This window comes from Halodurantibacterium daqingense (assembly GCF_042666235.1).
Lineage (GTDB): Bacteria > Pseudomonadota > Alphaproteobacteria > Rhodobacterales > Rhodobacteraceae > Halodurantibacterium > Halodurantibacterium daqingensis.
The window spans coordinates 23,757-39,016 of sequence record NZ_JBHTFQ010000011.1 but is presented as its reverse complement, the minus strand read 5'-3'; the positions used below and the strand labels follow the sequence as shown (position 1 = coordinate 39,016).

16 protein-coding genes are annotated in these 15,260 nt (G+C 65.4%); 7 read left to right on the top strand and 9 right to left on the bottom strand.

Annotation, left to right across the window (positions count from 1 at the left end; all coding sequences use genetic code 11):
- Positions 1–46: 46 nt before the first annotated feature.
- Positions 47–346 carry a DUF2218 domain-containing protein gene (locus tag ACFQXB_RS16995; protein WP_377406228.1) on the bottom strand — a complete coding sequence of 100 codons (300 nt, stop codon included), beginning with the start codon at positions 344–346 and terminating at the stop codon, positions 47–49.
- 125 nt (positions 347–471) lie between these two features.
- On the opposite strand from ACFQXB_RS16995, the gene ACFQXB_RS16990 reads away from it, so the two are divergent.
- The 5 genes from ACFQXB_RS16990 to ACFQXB_RS16970 all read left to right on the top strand — a co-directional run bounded on the left by ACFQXB_RS16990 (position 472) and on the right by ACFQXB_RS16970 (position 4,802).
- Positions 472–1,374, top strand: a complete 903-nt coding sequence (locus tag ACFQXB_RS16990; protein WP_377406226.1) for a siderophore ABC transporter substrate-binding protein — start codon at positions 472–474, stop codon at positions 1,372–1,374.
- A gap of 57 nt (positions 1,375–1,431) precedes the next feature.
- Complete coding sequence (locus ACFQXB_RS16985; RefSeq protein ID WP_377406224.1) at positions 1,432–2,397, top strand: ABC transporter permease; 966 nt, start codon at positions 1,432–1,434, stop codon at positions 2,395–2,397.
- Positions 2,387–3,334 carry an iron chelate uptake ABC transporter family permease subunit gene (locus ACFQXB_RS16980; protein ID WP_377406222.1) on the top strand — a complete coding sequence of 316 codons (948 nt, stop codon included), beginning with the start codon at positions 2,387–2,389 and terminating at the stop codon, positions 3,332–3,334. The genes ACFQXB_RS16985 and ACFQXB_RS16980 overlap by 11 nt, the downstream gene beginning before the upstream one ends.
- Positions 3,331–4,089, top strand: a complete 759-nt coding sequence (locus ACFQXB_RS16975; protein ID WP_377406220.1) for an iron ABC transporter ATP-binding protein — start codon at positions 3,331–3,333, stop codon at positions 4,087–4,089. The genes ACFQXB_RS16980 and ACFQXB_RS16975 overlap by 4 nt, the downstream gene beginning before the upstream one ends.
- A gap of 131 nt (positions 4,090–4,220) precedes the next feature.
- The gene (locus ACFQXB_RS16970; protein WP_377406218.1) at positions 4,221–4,802 is read left to right on the top strand and encodes a HupE/UreJ family protein; all 582 of its coding nucleotides are present in this window, start codon (positions 4,221–4,223) and stop codon (positions 4,800–4,802) included.
- Positions 4,803–4,871: 69 nt separating this feature from the next.
- Here ACFQXB_RS16970 and trhO read toward each other — a convergent pair whose 3' ends face one another.
- Positions 4,872–5,774, bottom strand: coding sequence for an oxygen-dependent tRNA uridine(34) hydroxylase TrhO (trhO, locus tag ACFQXB_RS16965; RefSeq protein ID WP_377406216.1), 903 nt, complete (start codon positions 5,772–5,774; stop codon positions 4,872–4,874).
- A 104-nt stretch (positions 5,775–5,878) separates the two neighbouring features.
- Between trhO and pncA the strand changes: the two genes are divergently transcribed.
- The gene (pncA, locus tag ACFQXB_RS16960; protein ID WP_377406214.1) at positions 5,879–6,487 is read left to right on the top strand and encodes a bifunctional nicotinamidase/pyrazinamidase; all 609 of its coding nucleotides are present in this window, start codon (positions 5,879–5,881) and stop codon (positions 6,485–6,487) included.
- A 2-nt stretch (positions 6,488–6,489) separates the two neighbouring features.
- On the top strand, positions 6,490–7,782 hold the full coding sequence (pncB, locus tag ACFQXB_RS16955; protein ID WP_377406212.1) for a nicotinate phosphoribosyltransferase: 1,293 nt from the start codon (positions 6,490–6,492) through the stop codon (positions 7,780–7,782).
- 2 nt (positions 7,783–7,784) lie between these two features.
- Here pncB and ACFQXB_RS16950 read toward each other — a convergent pair whose 3' ends face one another.
- The 7 genes from ACFQXB_RS16950 to ACFQXB_RS16920 form a co-directional block, all read right to left on the bottom strand.
- Entirely contained in the window at positions 7,785–9,260 is a 1,476-nt protein-coding gene (locus ACFQXB_RS16950) for an inorganic phosphate transporter (protein WP_377406210.1), read from the bottom strand.
- Positions 9,261–9,357: 97 nt separating this feature from the next.
- Complete coding sequence (locus ACFQXB_RS16945) at positions 9,358–9,816, bottom strand: NUDIX hydrolase (protein ID WP_377406208.1); 459 nt, start codon at positions 9,814–9,816, stop codon at positions 9,358–9,360.
- Between the two features lie 166 nt (positions 9,817–9,982).
- Complete coding sequence (locus ACFQXB_RS16940; RefSeq protein ID WP_377406206.1) at positions 9,983–10,966, bottom strand: phosphotransferase enzyme family protein; 984 nt, start codon at positions 10,964–10,966, stop codon at positions 9,983–9,985.
- Positions 10,956–12,242: an aspartate aminotransferase family protein gene (locus tag ACFQXB_RS16935; RefSeq protein WP_377406204.1), complete on the bottom strand. Its 1,287-nt coding sequence runs from the start codon at positions 12,240–12,242 to the stop codon at positions 10,956–10,958. Before ACFQXB_RS16935 ends, ACFQXB_RS16940 begins: the two co-directional genes overlap by 11 nt.
- On the bottom strand, positions 12,235–12,660 hold the full coding sequence (gene arfB / locus ACFQXB_RS16930) for an alternative ribosome rescue aminoacyl-tRNA hydrolase ArfB (RefSeq protein ID WP_377406202.1): 426 nt from the start codon (positions 12,658–12,660) through the stop codon (positions 12,235–12,237). Before arfB ends, ACFQXB_RS16935 begins: the two co-directional genes overlap by 8 nt.
- Before the next feature lie 308 nt (positions 12,661–12,968).
- On the bottom strand, positions 12,969–13,592 hold the full coding sequence (locus ACFQXB_RS16925) for a queuosine precursor transporter (protein WP_377406200.1): 624 nt from the start codon (positions 13,590–13,592) through the stop codon (positions 12,969–12,971).
- Positions 13,593–14,408: 816 nt separating this feature from the next.
- The gene (locus tag ACFQXB_RS16920; RefSeq protein ID WP_377406199.1) at positions 14,409–15,215 is read right to left on the bottom strand and encodes an esterase-like activity of phytase family protein; all 807 of its coding nucleotides are present in this window, start codon (positions 15,213–15,215) and stop codon (positions 14,409–14,411) included.
- Between the last annotated feature and the right edge of the window lie 45 nt (positions 15,216–15,260).

The window sequence follows — 15,260 nt, the reverse complement described above, 5'->3', positions numbered from 1 at the left end:
GATGAGGACGGCAATGGGACGGGCCGCGTAGAACGCGGCCCTTTCATCATGCGGCGGGGGCGCCTTCCTGCCAATCCAGCCGTTCCAGGTTTTCGCGGAAGGCAAACCGGACAAGGTGGCTTTCGATGACGCCCTTGCCGCGGGCAAGCCCCTCGGCATCGTCGGCCTCGACCAGGAACGAGATGCCGGTCTCGTCTGCCTCCATGAGGGCCTGGCCCGACGGCAAGGTGCAGTGGCCGCGGTGGGCATCGTATTCAACCTTGATCTTGTGTTCGAAATGCTTGCAGAGGCGCTGCAGATACGAACTTCCATTCGGGGTTTCAAAGCGGGAACGGGCTGTCAGCATCACGATTTCCTAATCCGATTATTTTTGTCATCTTAAGGACTGGACGCTTGGAGCGCAAGCGGCTAAGGCCATGTCATGCTCCTGTCCCAGCTGTTCAGGGCATTGGTTTCAAGAGGATGTTCGAGATGTCGCGTATCACCCGCCTGTCGTTTTCAGCCGCGCTTGCCGCCGCGCTTGCCCTGCCTGCCTTTGCCGCTGATGTGACGATCCAGACCGCGCAGGGGCCGGTCACGCTTCCGCAAGAGCCCCGGACCGTCGCGGTTTTCGATATCGCGGCCATCGACACGCTGACGGCGTTGGGCGTGCAGCCGGCGGGCGTTCCCGACAACCTCTATGTCACCTACCTGCCGGAACAGCTGCGCGACGCGGCCGTGATCGGCACCCTGTTCGAGCCGAACCTCGAGGCATTGGCCGGGCTTGCGCCCGATCTGATCATCGTCGGGGGACGCTCGGCCGGGCAGGCAGAATCGCTGTCACGCATCGCGCCGGTCATCGACATGACGATCACGGGCGATGAGCTGGCCCAGGAAGCCCTGGCACGCCTGGAAGCCTATGGCACGCTTTTTGCGCGCGAAGAGGCAGCCGATGAACTTGCCCGGAATTTCAATGACCGGCTCGAGGAAATCCGCGGCCTTGCCGCAGATGAGGGCCGCGCGCTGGTGGTGATGACCAACGGGCCCAAGATCTCGGCCTATGGCCGCGGCAGCCGTTTTGGCTGGATGCATGCCGAGCTGGGCCTTGCCGAGGCTGTCGATGTCGATCAGGAAGCCACCCACGGTGAAGCGATCTCGTTCGAATTCGTGCGCGAAGCCAACCCCGACTGGTTGATCGTGGTCGACCGTGCCGCCGCGATCGGCGAAGCGGAAAGCGCGCGCGAGACGCTGAACAATGCGCTTGTCGCCGAAACCACCGCCTGGAAGCAGGGCAACGTGGTCTATCCCAACCCGGTCAATCTCTACATTGCGGGGGGTGGCTACAACTCCATGATGGGCACGATGCAGGAACTGCTCGACGCGTTCTCCAACTGACACCTCAAGGGGTCGGCGCGTCCGGCCCCCAACCTCTCGCAAGGAGGGGATGCCAGCATGAGCCGCGCCAGCGCATTGTATCTTGGTCTTCCGATTGCCGTGATCGCCCTTGCGGCGCTCAGCCTGTTCGTGGGCGTCGCGAACCTGCGCCCGGGTGCACTCTGGTCGGATCCCGAGGCGCTTCGGCTTCTCGCGATCAGTCGTATTCCGCGCACCTTTGCGGCGCTGCTGACCGGCGGCGCCATGGCGGTGGCGGGCGTCATCATGCAGATGCTGGTGCGCAACCGCTTTGTAGAGCCGGGCACCGCCGGCACGGCCCAGGGTGCCGCGCTTGGCATTCTGGGCGTGACGCTGCTGGCCCCCGCGCTGCCGCTGTTTTTCAAGATGATCGTGGCAAGCGTGTCGGCACTTCTGTCGATGCTGCTGTTTCTTGCCCTGATCCGCAAGATCCCGCCACGGGCGCCCCTTCTCGTGCCTCTGGTCGGGCTGGTCTATAGCGGCGTCATCGGCGCGGCCGTTACCTTCATCGGCTATCAGACCGATCTGCTGCAATATGTCGAGATCTGGATGAACGGCGAATTTTCCGGCGTCATCTCGGGCCGCTATGAATTGCTGTGGCTGGCCGGGGGAATGGCGATCGCCGCCTATGTCACCGCCGATCAGTTCACCATCGCCGGGCTTGGCCGCGACGCAAGCGTCAACCTCGGGCTCAATTACCGGCAGGTGGTGGCGCTGGGGCTTGCTGTCGTTTCGATGACCACGGCGCTGGTGGTGGTGACGGTCGGCATGATTCCCTTCGTGGGGCTGGTTGTGCCCAATATCGTGGCGCGGCTCATGGGCGACAACCTGCGTGCAAGCCTGCCGATGGTGGCCTGCCTTGGCGGTGCCATGGTGCTTGGCTGCGACATCTTGGGCCGGGTGCTGCGCTTTCCCTACGAGGTTCCGGTGGGAACGGTGTTCGGGGTGCTGGGGGCAGCAGTCTTTCTGTGGCTTCTGTTCATGAGGCCGGCCCATGCCCGATAAACGGCTGATCGCACTGGCGGTCGCCTTGGCTGCGGCCTCGGCCTTCTTCATGTTCTACGGTCTTGGCAGCGGCAACCGCGGCTTCATCCTTGGGCTTCGGTCTTCACGGCTGGCAACCCTGCTGGTGGTGGCCGTGGCTATTGCCCTTGCCACGATGATGTTCCAGACCGTCAGCGCCAACCGGATCCTGACGCCGTCGATCATGGGGTTCGATGCGCTGTATCTGCTGATGCAGACGGCGCTGGTGTTCTTTCTGGGGCCGGTCGGGTTCGTGGCCCTGGGAACCGAGGCCAAGTTCCTGACCGAGACGGCGATCATGATCGTCGCGGCGCTTGCGCTTTTTGGCACACTCCTGGGCCGGGGGCGGATCGACATCCACCGCATGATCCTGGCCGGCGTGATCTTTGGCGTGCTGTTCCGCAGCCTGTCGGTCTTTCTCCAGCGGCTGATCGATCCCAATGCCTTCGCGGTGGTTCAGGGCGCAAGCTTTGCGCGGTTCAGCGCGGTGAACGGGCCGCTCTTGTGGCTGGCGGCGGCGGTTCTGGGCCTCGCAGCGCTGGTCATCTGGCGCATGGTGCCGGTGCTTGACGTTCTGGCGCTGGGGCGGGCGACGGCGATCAACCTTGGCCTGCGGCAGCGTCTGGCAAGCCTGGGGGTGCTGACGTTGATCGCGGTTCTGGTCGCGGTATCGACGGCGCTGGTGGGGCCGGTGGCCTTCTTCGGGCTTCTGGTCAGCGCGCTTGCCCATGCGCTGATGAAGACCCATCGCCACGCGCTGCTGCTGCCCGCCGCGGCAATGATCGCGGGCCTGGTGCTGGTCCTGGGCCAGACCCTGTTCGAGCGGCTTCTGAACCTGCAGTCAACGCTCAGCGTGATCGTCGAGTTCGTCGGCGGGCTGTTCTTCATCTGGCTTTTGCTGAAAGGGCGTGTGCGATGATCGAAATCAGCGGCGTAAGCCATTCCATAGGTGCGGCCCGGATCCTGCATGATGTGTCGCTGCAGCTTCCGGCGGGTGGGATAACGGCGCTTGTCGGCCCGAACGGGGCCGGGAAATCGACGCTTCTGCATCTGATCGCCCGGCTCGACCCGGTTCAGGCCGGCCGCATTACCGTCGATGGGCTGGATGTGAACCGCACCCCTACCGGCCTTCTGGCGCGCAAGCTGGCCATCCTTGCGCAACAGACCCATATCGGCAGCCGGTTGCGGGTGCGCGATCTGGTCGGCTTTGGCCGCTATCCGCATCATCACGGCCGCCCGCGCCCCGAGGATGAAGAAGCCACGGAGGCCGCGCTGCGGGAATTCGATCTGCTGCCCCTGGCCGGCCGATTCCTCGATTCCCTCTCGGGAGGACAACAGCAGCGCGCGCATCTGGCCATGGTCTTTGCCCAGGGCACCGATTGGCTGCTGCTGGACGAACCGCTGAACAATCTGGACATGTATCACGCCCGCGCCCTGATGCGGCGGTTGCGGGATGTGGCCCAGGCGCATGGCCGCAGCGTGGTGATCGTCGTGCATGAGATCAACTATGCCGCGGCCTATGCCGATCATATCGTCGCGCTCAAGCACGGGCGCGTCGCGGCGGTGGGCACGCCCGAGGAAGTGCTGTGCCCGGTGGTGCTGGAATCGGTCTTTGACATGCCGATGCGTGTTCATCAGGTCGATAACCGGCCGCTGGTTCTGCATCATGTCTGATTGCACAGAAACCGGGCATCCTGCCCGGTTTTCGTGCCAAGGCCGGTCCGCAGCGGGCTGAGAGGGCAACGCTGGCTTGAGCCGCGGCCGCTGACAGGACAGGTTCTGGGCGTCAGCCCATGAGGAGCCGTATGAAACGATTGATCCTGTCCACCCTGCCGATCCTTGCCGCCGCCCCGGCACTGGCCCATCCCGGCCACGTCGGGCAGGCGCCCTTTGTGGCGGGTGTGGTGCATCCGCTTCTGGGGGCGGACCACCTTCTGGCGATGATAGCCGTTGGCCTTTGGGCCGCGCATCTTGGCGGGGCGGCCCTTCCCGGCCTGCCGGCAGCCTTCGTCGCTGCCATGGTGGCGGGGTTCACCGTTGCCCTTGGTGGCGGGGTGCTGCCGCTGGTCGAGCCGATGATCCTTGCGTCGGTTCTGGTGCTGGGCCTGATGCTGGCACTGGCGCTTCGCCTGCCCACCGGAGCGAGCGCGGCGCTGGTGGCGCTGTTCGGGCTGTTTCACGGCTTTGCCCATGGGCAGGAAATGGGCGAGGGCGGCGCCGCGGCCTTCGGCGCGGGCTTTGCCCTGTCCACCGCGCTTCTGCACGCGGCGGGCGCAGGGCTTGGCCTGGTGCTTGGCCAGTGGTTTCCGCAGGCCCGGGGACAGGCCCTGCTGCGCGCGCTCGGGGCTGTGACGCTGACCGGCGGCGTCGTCATCGCCATGGCCTGACGGGCAATCCGGCGTGTGCCGGACGGAAGCCTTGTCTGCGGGAATCGCGGACAGCGCCGTCCGGCCGCCTTATTGCCCCAGATGCCTTTCGCCGCGGGAGGCTGCCAGCGCGATCTGGCGCTGGCGCTCGCGGAACGCCTCGCGCCGGGCAGGGCTGTATTCGTCAATGCAATGCGGGCAGCTCACGCCCTCTTCGTAGCTCGGCTGTGCCCGGTCCTCGGCGGAAAGCGGGCGGCGACAGGCATGGCACATCTGCAACGCGCCCGGCTGCAGCCCGTGGCCCACCGAGACGCGCTGGTCAAAGACAAAGCACTGCCCCTGCCACAGGCTGTCTTCTTCGGGCACCTCTTCCAGGTATTTCAGGATCCCGCCCTTGAGGTGATAGACTTCATCCACGCCCTGTCCCAGCAGGTAGTTGGTGGACTTTTCACAGCGGATGCCGCCGGTGCAGAACATCGCGATCCGCTTGTTGTGAAAGCGGTCGCGGTTTGCTTCCCACCAGGCGGGGAAATCGCGGAAGGCCCGTGTCTGCGGATCGACCGCGCCGGCAAAGGTGCCGATCGCCACTTCGTAGTCATTTCGGGTGTCGATGACCACGACATCGGGGGCGGATATCAGGGCGTTCCAGTCCCGGGGGTCGACATAATGCCCGGTGCCGGCCAGCGGATCGACCTCGGGCTGGCCCATGGTCACGATCTCTTTCTTCAGCCGGACCTTCATCCGCCCGAACGGCATGGCGGGCGCGGGGCTTTCCTTCCACTCCAGCGCTGCGCAGCCGGGCAAGGCGCGCACATGGTCCAGCACCGCATCGATCCCGGCCCGGGTTCCGGCGATGGTTCCGTTGATCCCCTCCCGCGCCAGCAGCAGCGATCCGCGAACGCCCGCGGTTTCGCAGCACTGCAGAAGCGGCCCGCGCAGGGCGGCCGGATCGGGGAATCGGGTGAAGTGGTAAAGCGCAGCAACGGTCAACATGGCCGTCACATAGGCGCCCAGAGGCCGCCTGCGCAAGGCCCAAGCCATTGACCTGCGGGCGCTTCACACTTAGCAAACGCACTGAGCCATAGGGAGGAGCGGCCATGCAGCCCGAGCATCAGGCCCTGATCGTGATCGACATGCAGAACGATTTCTGTCCCGGGGGCGCCCTTGGCGTTGCGGGGGGCGATGAAATCCTGACCGGCATCAATGGGCTGATGGCCGATTGCGCCACGGTGGTCCTGACCCAGGACTGGCACCCGGCTGATCATCGCTCCTTCGCCTCCAGCCATCCCGGGCGCGATCCCTTCGCGATGATCGACATGCCCTATGGCCCTCAGGTTCTCTGGCCCGACCACTGTGTGCAGGGCACCAGTGGCGCCGACCTGCACCCGGATCTGGACACCAACCGCGCGCATCTTGTGCTGCGCAAGGGCTTCCGCGCCGAGGTGGACAGCTATTCGGCCTTCTTCGAGAACGACAAGACCACAGCCACCGGGCTTGAGGGCTATCTGCGCAACCGCGGCGTGACCGAGGTGGCCTTTGTCGGGCTGGCGCTTGATTTCTGCGTGGCCTGGTCGGCAATCGATGCGGCACGGCTGGGGTTCCGGGCCTCGGTGCGCCCCGATCTGTGCCGCGCCATCGATCTTGACGGATCGCTGACCGCGGCGCTGGCAGCCATGCGTGCGGCAGGCGTGCGGCTGGAGGACTGAGAATGGCCGATATTGCCACCCGCGTCTATAACCACAAGTGGAAGATCGACCCGATCGTGCGTTCGCTGATCGATACCGATTTCTACAAGCTGCTCATGTGCCAGTCGGTGTTTCGCAACCGGCCCCGCACCAATGTGACCTTCAGCCTGATCAACCGCTCGCATTCGGTCCGGCTTGCCGATCTCGTGGACGAGGGCGAGCTGCGCGAACAGCTGGACCATATCCGCAGCCTCGGGCTGTCGCGGGGCGAAAGCACCTTCCTGCGGGGCAACACCTTCTATGGCAAGCGGCAGATGTTCCGCCCCGACTTCATGGAATGGTTCGAGGGCCTGCGCCTGCCGCCCTACCATCTGGAAAAACGCGACGGACAGTATGAACTGACCTTCGAAGGCGCGTGGCCCGAGGTGATGCTGTGGGAAATCCCGGCGCTCTCGGTTCTGATGGAGTTGCGTTCGCGCGCCGTGCTCAAGACGCTGGGCCGGTTCGAGCTTCAGGTTCTCTATGCACGGGCCATGACCAAGCTGTGGGAAAAGATCGAGCGTCTGCGCCAGATCGAGGGGCTGCGCATCGCCGATTTCGGCACGCGGCGGCGCCACAGCTTCCTGTGGCAGGACTGGTGCGTGCAGGCGATGATCGAGGGGCTTGGCGAAAGCTTCATCGGCACCTCGAACTGCCTGATCGCCATGCGCCGCGAGGTGGAAGCGATCGGCACCAATGCGCATGAACTGCCAATGGTCTACAGCGCGCTTGCCCGAGACGATGCCGAACTTGCCCGGGCACCCTATCAGGTTCTGGCCGACTGGCACGAGGAACATGACGGCAATCTGCGCATCATCCTTCCCGACACCTATGGCACCGAAGGTTTCCTGCAGCGCGCGCCCGACTGGTTGACCACCTGGACCGGCATCCGCATCGACAGCGGCGACCCGGTCCAGGGCGCTGAAACCGCGATCCGCTGGTGGCAGGAGCGAGGCGAGGACCCGCGCAAGAAGCTGGTCATCTTCTCGGATGGGCTTGATGTAAACCGGATCGAAGAGCTTTCGTCCCGGTTCCGGGGCAGGGTCAAGGTCAGTTTCGGATGGGGGACCATGTTCACCAACGATTTTCGCGGGCTTGTGCCCGGGGATGCGCTGGCGCCGTTTTCGCTGGTCTGCAAGGCGGTGTCGGCGGATGGCCGCCCCACGGTCAAGCTGTCGGACAACCCCAACAAGGCGATGGGGCCGCCCGATGAGGTTGAACGCTACAAGCGGGTGTTCGGTGTCGGGCACCAACAGGCGCAAGAGGTTCTGGTCTGACCTCAGCCGGCGATCAGGCTGATGGCAACGAATACCGCGCCTGACAGAAAGGCCGCCGCCGGCACGGTCACCACCCAGGCGGCAACAATGGTCATGAAATGCGACCGGCGCACCAGCTTGCGGCGCCGGCGCTCTTCCGGGGCGACGGGTTTGCCCTTGGTGATACCAAGCTGGCGCGCCCGGCGTTCGGCATGCCATTCGCGGAAGAAGCCGACGCCAAAGATCGCGCCGACGGCGATATGGGTCGAACTGACCGGCAGCCCCAGCCAGCTGGCCACGATGACGGTGATCGCCGCGGCCAGCGAAACGCAATAGGCCCGCATGGGATTGAGCTTGGTGATCTGGCTGCCCACCATGCGGATCAGCTTGGGTCCGAACAGCACCAGCCCGAAGGAAAGCCCCATGGCGCCAATGATCATCACCCAAAGCGGTATCACCACCCGCGCTGCGACATCGCCGGAGTTCACTGCATGGACAATCGCCGCCAGCGGTCCCACGGCATTCGCCACGTCATTGGCGCCATGGGCAAAGGACAAAAGTGCCGCCGACAGGACAAGCGGGATCGAGAACAGCTTCTTGAGCGATTTCTTGCGGTTCTCCATCCCCTCTGACTGGCGGCGGATCACCGGGGTCACGGCCAGCTGCGTGACAAGCGCAAAGCCCAGGCCGATCAGAAGCGCGGTTCCCAGCTGAACCGAGATGATCCGGTTCAGCCCCTTGATCGCCAGATAGGTGGCGAAGCTGCCGGCCATGATCCCGATCAGCACCGGCACCCAGCGCCGGGCGGCGGCGATCTTGTCGTCCTGATAGATGATCCGCGCCTTGATGAAGGCCAGAAACAGCGCGGCAATCACCCCGCCCATCACCGGCGAGATGATCCAGCTTGCCGCGATCCGGCCCATCATCGGCCAGTTCACTGCGGCAACGCCCGCGGCAGCGATGCCGGCGCCCATCACGCCCCCCACGACGGAATGGGTGGTGGATACGGGTGCCCCGATGACGGTCGCGAGGTTGATCCAGAGGGCGGCCGCGATCAGGGCTGACATCATCGCCCAGATGAATACCCCCGCATCGGCCACGCTGGCCGGATCGACAATTCCGCCCGAGATCGTGCCGACCACATCCCCCCCGGCCAGAAGCGCGCCCGCCGTTTCGCAGACAGCGGCGATGATCAGCGCCCCGCCCAGTGTCAGCGCATTGGCGCCGACGGCCGGGCCCATGTTGTTGGCCACATCATTCGCGCCGATGTTCAGCGCCATGTAGGCACCGAAGGCCGCTGCCGCGATGATGATGAGGGACGAGGCCGACTGCCCCACGATGACCGTCGCTGCAAGCGTCACCAGCGCGATGAAACACAGCGCGATCCCCGGCGCGACAAGCGGGCGCCCCACATAATGGGTCGCCTGCTCGAGCAGGTTGATCCGGTTCAGATCCTTGTCCAGTGTCTTCCACTGGTTGATCGGCTTCTGTTCGGTCACGGCGCCCCGGGTATTGTCATGAAACTGTTACGCGCGGGGCAGTAACGGGGTTCCGATGACGGGACAACAGAAATCGGTTGCTGCCGGCGGATCGGGATCACAAAGCGGCCAGCAGGTCACGCAGCCCGGGTTCGTTGACGCGCTCGGCCGCCTTTGCGGGTGCCATCCATTTCCGCTTGCGCCGGGCGCTTTCGGGGAAGCTGTCGGCAAGCCTGTCCACCGCCACCGCATAGACATGCACCGTCGTCGGCAGCGCCATCCCCCCCTCGGCGATCTTGGAGTAGCTGTAGTGGCCCACCGGTTCGGGGGCAACGCTGCCCTGAACGCCGGCTTCCTCCCAGGCTTCCTGCAGCGCCGCTTCGGCAAGGCTGCGGCCGTCCATTGGCCAGCCCTTCGGCAGGATCCAGCGCCCTGTGCCAAGGCTGCGGATCATCAGAACCTGCTGCTTGCCATTCTTGCTCCGCAGGCACAGCGCAGCGACCTGAATATACGCGGGCCGGCTGATAAGCGGAACAACCGCATCGCGGAGCGCCCTGGCAAGGCGGGTCTGGATCATCATGAGCTGCCTGTATTCTGGTTTTTCTCAGTATAGCTGCGAATGGTTAAATCTTCCACATGAAGTCATCTGAGTCGTGGCCGGACCTTTTCAAGGGCGCCGTGGGCCTGCCCAGCTTCAGGGCCGAAGGGTCGGCAAGCCTGTCGCATCCCGGGTTGGCATGTGGTCAGTCCTTGCCCACAAGTCCCTCCCCGCGCAGAAGCTGCGCCGAAAGGCGGGTCGCCCGGTTGATATAGCTGCGGTGCAGCGGGCTTTCTTGGGGGATCCGGGTCATGGTCCAGCCGACGGAGGCCAGGCAGCGCATCAACGTCATGACGGGGATCAGGGCCTGGTCCTCTGGCGCAAGCGGCCGGAGGCTCGCATAGCCATCAACCAGCGCGGCCAGGATCGCGGGCAGATGCGGTTCGGACAGGTTCTGTGACAGTGCCGTTCCCAGATCGTAAAGCCGGAACCCACGGCCACAATCGTCGAAATCGATCAGCACCGGGCCGTTTTCCGTCAGAAGCACGTTTTCCCGCAGCACATCCGCATGGACAAGCCCCTGATCCGCGCCACGTGCGGTGGCATCGCGCGTTGCCTCTGCGCAGAAGGCGCGGGCCTCGACCAGCAGCCGCGCCTCGGCGGGGGCAAGACCGGGATGCTCCCAGAACCGGCCCCACAGGGGGGACTCGCCCAGAAGCCCTGGCAGATCCCAGTGCGGGCGCTCAAAGTCCTGCGGTGGTTCAAGTCGATCCGTCGCCGAATGAACCGTCGCCAGAAGCCGCCCGAGGGCGTGATGCTGCGCGGCCTGTTCCTGCGCGGTCCCCGAAAGCGGGATACCTGCCGCCCCAAGCGGCGCCCCCTCAACCCAGGCCAGGGCCGAGGCGATGCGCCCGCCCTGCAGGCAATGGGTCAGCGCGCCTGTCGCTGTCCGCAACGGATGCGGCACTGGCTGCGCCCGGTCGGCCAGGGCGCGCATCCACCACAGCTCCGACCGGATCGCTGCTTCGGTCTGGTAGCCTTGGCGGTGCAGGCGCAGCGCGGCGCGTCCGGCGGGAGTGATGATTTCGAATACCGCATTCTCGCGGTTGCGGATCAGGCGCGGCGTTCCGGTGCCGCCCCAGGCGGCCATGGCTTCGTGCGCCTGTGCAAGTGCCGTGTCATCCCGCATCAGCGGTCTCCGTCGGCATTGCCGCCAGAACCTCGCCGAGGGTATCGACCAGAAGATCGGCGTTGTCGCGGCTGAAGGGCATCGGCGGGCGGATCTTGAGCGTGTTCATATGCCGGCCGATCCGGTTCATCAGGATGCCGCGTTGTCGCATCCGTTCGACCAGTTCGGTCGCAAAGGCGGTTGCCGGTCCACCATCGTCGGTCACACATTCGAGCCCAAGAAACAGCCCCGCGCCGCGCGCTTGGGCGATGGCAGGGTGGCGAAGCGCGCGCAGGCGGGCGAGGGCATAGGCGCCGGTGTCGCGGGCATTGGCCTGAAGGCCCTCCTCCTCCATCACCTGCAGCGTTGCCAGTGCGGCGGCGGCGGCCACGGGATTGCCGCCGAAGGTGTTGAAATACCCGAAGGCGCTGCGGAAGGCGCCCATCACATCGGGCCGCGCCAGCACTGCCGCCACCGGATGCCCGTTGGCCATCGGCTTGCCCACGGTCACGACATCCGGCACCAGCCCCGCGCGGTCATGACCCCAGAAATGGCTGCCAAGCCGGCCGAACCCCGGCTGCACCTCGTCCACCAGCATCAGCCCGCCGGCCGCGCGCACGATGCGCGCCGTGGGGGCAAGGAAATCTGCGGGCAGGTCGGGAAAGCCCTCGTTCGCGAAGAAGGGGCACAGCATGATCCCCGAAAAGCCAAAGCCGCTGTCTTCAAGATCCGCGATGGCATGGGCGACATTCTCGGCAAAGACGTCGGCCTGCCGTTCTGCGCTGCCGCCCAGCGGCGCCAGGCTTTCGGGCGCGGGAACAAGCCGGACATGTGGCGGATAGCCCCCGATCGGCGGACGCCGGGTTGAAAGCGCCGCGGTGGCGACCGTATTGCCGTGATAGGTGTTGTCGGTCGCGATGATCCCGGTCTTGCCGGTCACGGCCTGGGCCATGCGCAGGGCGATGTCATTCGCCTCGGAGCCGGTGCAGACCATGATGCCCTGGCTGATCCCGTGCCCCAGCCGCGCTGTCAGCTGTTCAAGGTAATCCAGCACGCCCTCGTGCAGATAGCGGGTGTGGGTGTTCAGGGTCATGCTTTGGCGGGCGATGGCCTCGACCACCCTGGGATGGCAATGGCCGACATGGGCCACGTTGTTGTAACAATCCAGATAGCGGTTCCCGGCGGCATCCCATAGCCACACGCCCTGGCCGCGCACGATATGAACCGGGTCCCGGTAGAAGGTTGGCACATTCGGCCCCATCAACCGGTTGCGGCGGGCGAGGATCGCGTCACTCATCATTGTCTCCGATCTTGCCGCGCAGCGCCTTGACCGTGCCCCGACGTGTCTTGGCGGCCACGCGCCGGCGCTGACTGGCGAGGGTGGGCTTGGTGGGCACCCGCCGCTTGGGCGGGACCAGGGCGCTGCGGATCAGCTCCGCCAGCCGTTCCCGCGCGATTTCGCGGTTGCGCGCCTGGCTGCGGGTTTCTTCGGCCCGGATGACGATGGCGCCGTCCAGCGTCCAGCGCCGGCCCGCAAGCCGACGGAGCCGCGCCTTGACCGGGGTCGGCAGGCTGGGCGAACGTTCGGCCTCGAAACGCAGCTCGACCGCGGTTTCGACCTTGTTGACATTCTGTCCGCCGGGACCGGAAGAACGCGAAAAAGTCTCGGTCATTTCCCAGGGCTGAAGGGTGATCTGATCGGTGATGCGCAGCATGTCGTCACGCTAGCGCAGCTGCGGAGCAAGCGAAAGGTGGCGCAGTGGGACGGGGGCTTGCGGCGCGGCAGCCGGGGCGCAAAAGAAAGGGTCGCCCGCTGGGGGCGACCCTCCGAGTTCCAGGAGATGGGCCAGTTAGAGACCTGAGCCCAATCAGGCGACACTGCCCTCGGGGCTGCCCTCAGGCGACATGACTCCTGACTGTTCTGACACCTCTCTCCAATATCACTCTCGACACTGGACCACCTCCTTTCAAATGGGTTTCACTAAGGGAAGGGTGGCACAGATTTCGCCTTTGGCAAGTGATTTTATCCACGATTTTTAGCAAGCCGTCGGACGATGATGCGGAAGGGCATCAGGGCCAGAAGGGCCAGCCCCAGCTTGACCAGCCAGTCTGCAAGGGCCAGCGACACCCAAAGCGGCACGATCGGGCCAAAACCGATCAGCGGAAGCGGTTCTGCGGCCCAGGACACGTCGTTGGCCGGCTCGATGAAGGCAAGGGCGGAAGAAAAGGCGATGCTGAAAAAAAGGGCAGTGTCGGCAGAGCTTCCGATCAGCGTCGAGGCAAGCGGTGCGCGCCACCAGCGTCCGGCGCGCAGCTGGTCGAACACAACGACATCCAGAAGCTGTGCCGTCAGGAAGGCCAGCCCCGAGCCGATGGCGATGCGCCAGGTGACGAGCGGGCCGTATTCCCCGATGATCTGCGTGCCGATCAGTGAGCAGAGCACGCCGATCGCAAAGCCCGCCAGCACCACCTGCCGTGCGGCCCGAGGTCCGTGGACGCGATTCATCACATCGGTCACCAGAAAGGCAACCGGATAGGTGAAGGCCCCCCAGGTGAGCCATTGCCCGAACAGGAACTGGACAAGGATGTTCGAGGCCACGACGATGGCAGCCATGGCAAGAATGCCGGGAAGATGTGCGCGGGTCACGTGAGGGTCCGTTTTGACAAGGTTGCGGAAACTTGATGGCGATGTGCCGCGCGGGGCGCGGGATGAGGGCTTTTATCGCTGCAGCCCCACCGCGGCAAGCGCCAGCCCAACCTGCGGGGTGATTCACCCGCACAGGATGGAGCGTGCAGGAAAGCCCTGGTGCACCGGCCGGCGCCCGCGCCGTGCGTCGCTGCACGGCGGAGGGCGGATGCAAGCTGCGTGGGGATGCACGCGAAAGGCCGAGGTATCGGGGAACGCTCGGCGCGTGAACGGGACGGCGGAGAGGGGGCACTGACAACGGGCGGAACATCTGGTTCCCACGACGCGAGAGGGCGCCCGCCGCGGTTCTTCATGACGGACGGCAATGTCAGGGCGGTGTGCCCAGGACAGCCTGGCGAAGGCTGATCCGGACAGGGAGACGCCGCCGTCTGGTTCTGCGTGGCTTCGAAAGTCGGGCACTGCCCCGGTGAAGGCCTGCCGGGATGCCGCGCGGGAAAACGCGGCCAAGCGTCCAGTGCCGCAACCGGGCGAGATCATGGTCCTCTCGGGGAAGGGCGTGCGGGGGGTTCTGGGTGTCGCGACAGGTGCCGAACGTTCTCTTCTCCGCAGCTGCCTTGGAGGCGCATGTTTGGGCTTTACGATCCGGCGCCTTTGAGGAATCAGCGCCGGCGGGTTGCGGTCGCGGACGATCTGCTGGCGCAGCGAATGGCGCACCTGCCGGCTGTCCGCGATCGCAGGATTGCCGGCGAGCCGGGATGGGCACCCCGCGGCCTGCGCAGCCCCGGGGATGCGCACCATCCTAGCCTCGCCGCATGTTCACGGCGTCAGTCGGTATTCCACGATCTCTGTCCGCTGCACGGGCAGGAAATTGTCGTCGCTGATCAGTGTCAGGCGGATGGCACCTGCCGGATCACGCCAGACCGAAAGCCCTTCAAGATTGTCGTGCTGGCCGCGGCGCGACTGAAACAGGGTCTCGCCCGTGTCGATGCCGGAATCGGAAATCTCGAACCGGCGCACGCGACTCGTGAAACCGCCAAACAGGCGGAAGTCGCGTTCCAGAAGATAGAAGCGTCCATCGGGACCGAAGGTTGCCTCGACCGCAAGGAAGCCATCCATCTGGGCGATATGAAACGGCTGCTCCCACGACCCGTTCCGGAAGCGATAGACGGGAAAACCCTGCGGGCCAACCGGCTCTTCCGGCAACGTGTAGAGGGTTCCGTCGGCTGCAACGGCGAGCGACTCGAGCGACTTGTTCGGCCCGAAGCCCGCGAAATCGGGATGGGTCGGCAGGGCGGTCGCGGTGCCGCCAAAAGTGTCATAGCGCAAAACGCGATGCACCCCTTCGAACGAGATGAAGATCCGGCCATCGCCATTGATGGCAAGCCCCTCGGCATCCTGCGCGGCCTTTGGCAGAACGGCTCCGTCCGGGCCACGCAGCATCTGCGCTGGTTCGGACCGGATCGCGCGGATCTGCCCGTCGTCGCCGCGGAGCAGCTCTCCGCGCAGGATCGCGCCCCGGTCGGAGATCGCCGTGAACCGCCGCCCGTCGGCATCCAGCGCAATGCCGGAAAAGCCGCCATAGCCATGGTCCGAAGCCGGCCAGTTGTACGATGAGACCAGCATCGCCTCGCGCTGGGCAGAAACGCCACATCCCGGAAGCGCCGCAAG

Bases quoted from the DNA above. Each gene is read 5' to 3' on its own strand.
- ACFQXB_RS16995 (WP_377406228.1), bottom strand. From the start codon at position 346: ATGCTGACAGCCCGTTCCCGCTTTGAAACCCCGAATGGAAGTTCGTAT.
- ACFQXB_RS16990 (WP_377406226.1), top strand. From the start codon at position 472: ATGTCGCGTATCACCCGCCTGTCGTTTTCAGCCGCGCTTGCCGCCGCG.
- ACFQXB_RS16985 (WP_377406224.1), top strand. From the start codon at position 1,432: ATGAGCCGCGCCAGCGCATTGTATCTTGGTCTTCCGATTGCCGTGATC.
- ACFQXB_RS16980 (WP_377406222.1), top strand. From the start codon at position 2,387: ATGCCCGATAAACGGCTGATCGCACTGGCGGTCGCCTTGGCTGCGGCC.
- ACFQXB_RS16975 (WP_377406220.1), top strand. From the start codon at position 3,331: ATGATCGAAATCAGCGGCGTAAGCCATTCCATAGGTGCGGCCCGGATC.
- ACFQXB_RS16970 (WP_377406218.1), top strand. From the start codon at position 4,221: ATGAAACGATTGATCCTGTCCACCCTGCCGATCCTTGCCGCCGCCCCG.
- trhO (WP_377406216.1), bottom strand. From the start codon at position 5,774: ATGTTGACCGTTGCTGCGCTTTACCACTTCACCCGATTCCCCGATCCG.
- pncA (WP_377406214.1), top strand. From the start codon at position 5,879: ATGCAGCCCGAGCATCAGGCCCTGATCGTGATCGACATGCAGAACGAT.
- pncB (WP_377406212.1), top strand. From the start codon at position 6,490: ATGGCCGATATTGCCACCCGCGTCTATAACCACAAGTGGAAGATCGAC.
- ACFQXB_RS16945 (WP_377406208.1), bottom strand. From the start codon at position 9,816: ATGATCCAGACCCGCCTTGCCAGGGCGCTCCGCGATGCGGTTGTTCCG.
- ACFQXB_RS16940 (WP_377406206.1), bottom strand. From the start codon at position 10,966: ATGCGGGATGACACGGCACTTGCACAGGCGCACGAAGCCATGGCCGCC.
- ACFQXB_RS16935 (WP_377406204.1), bottom strand. From the start codon at position 12,242: ATGAGTGACGCGATCCTCGCCCGCCGCAACCGGTTGATGGGGCCGAAT.
- arfB (WP_377406202.1), bottom strand. From the start codon at position 12,660: ATGCTGCGCATCACCGATCAGATCACCCTTCAGCCCTGGGAAATGACC.
- ACFQXB_RS16920 (WP_377406199.1), bottom strand. From the start codon at position 15,215: ATGCTGGTCTCATCGTACAACTGGCCGGCTTCGGACCATGGCTATGGC.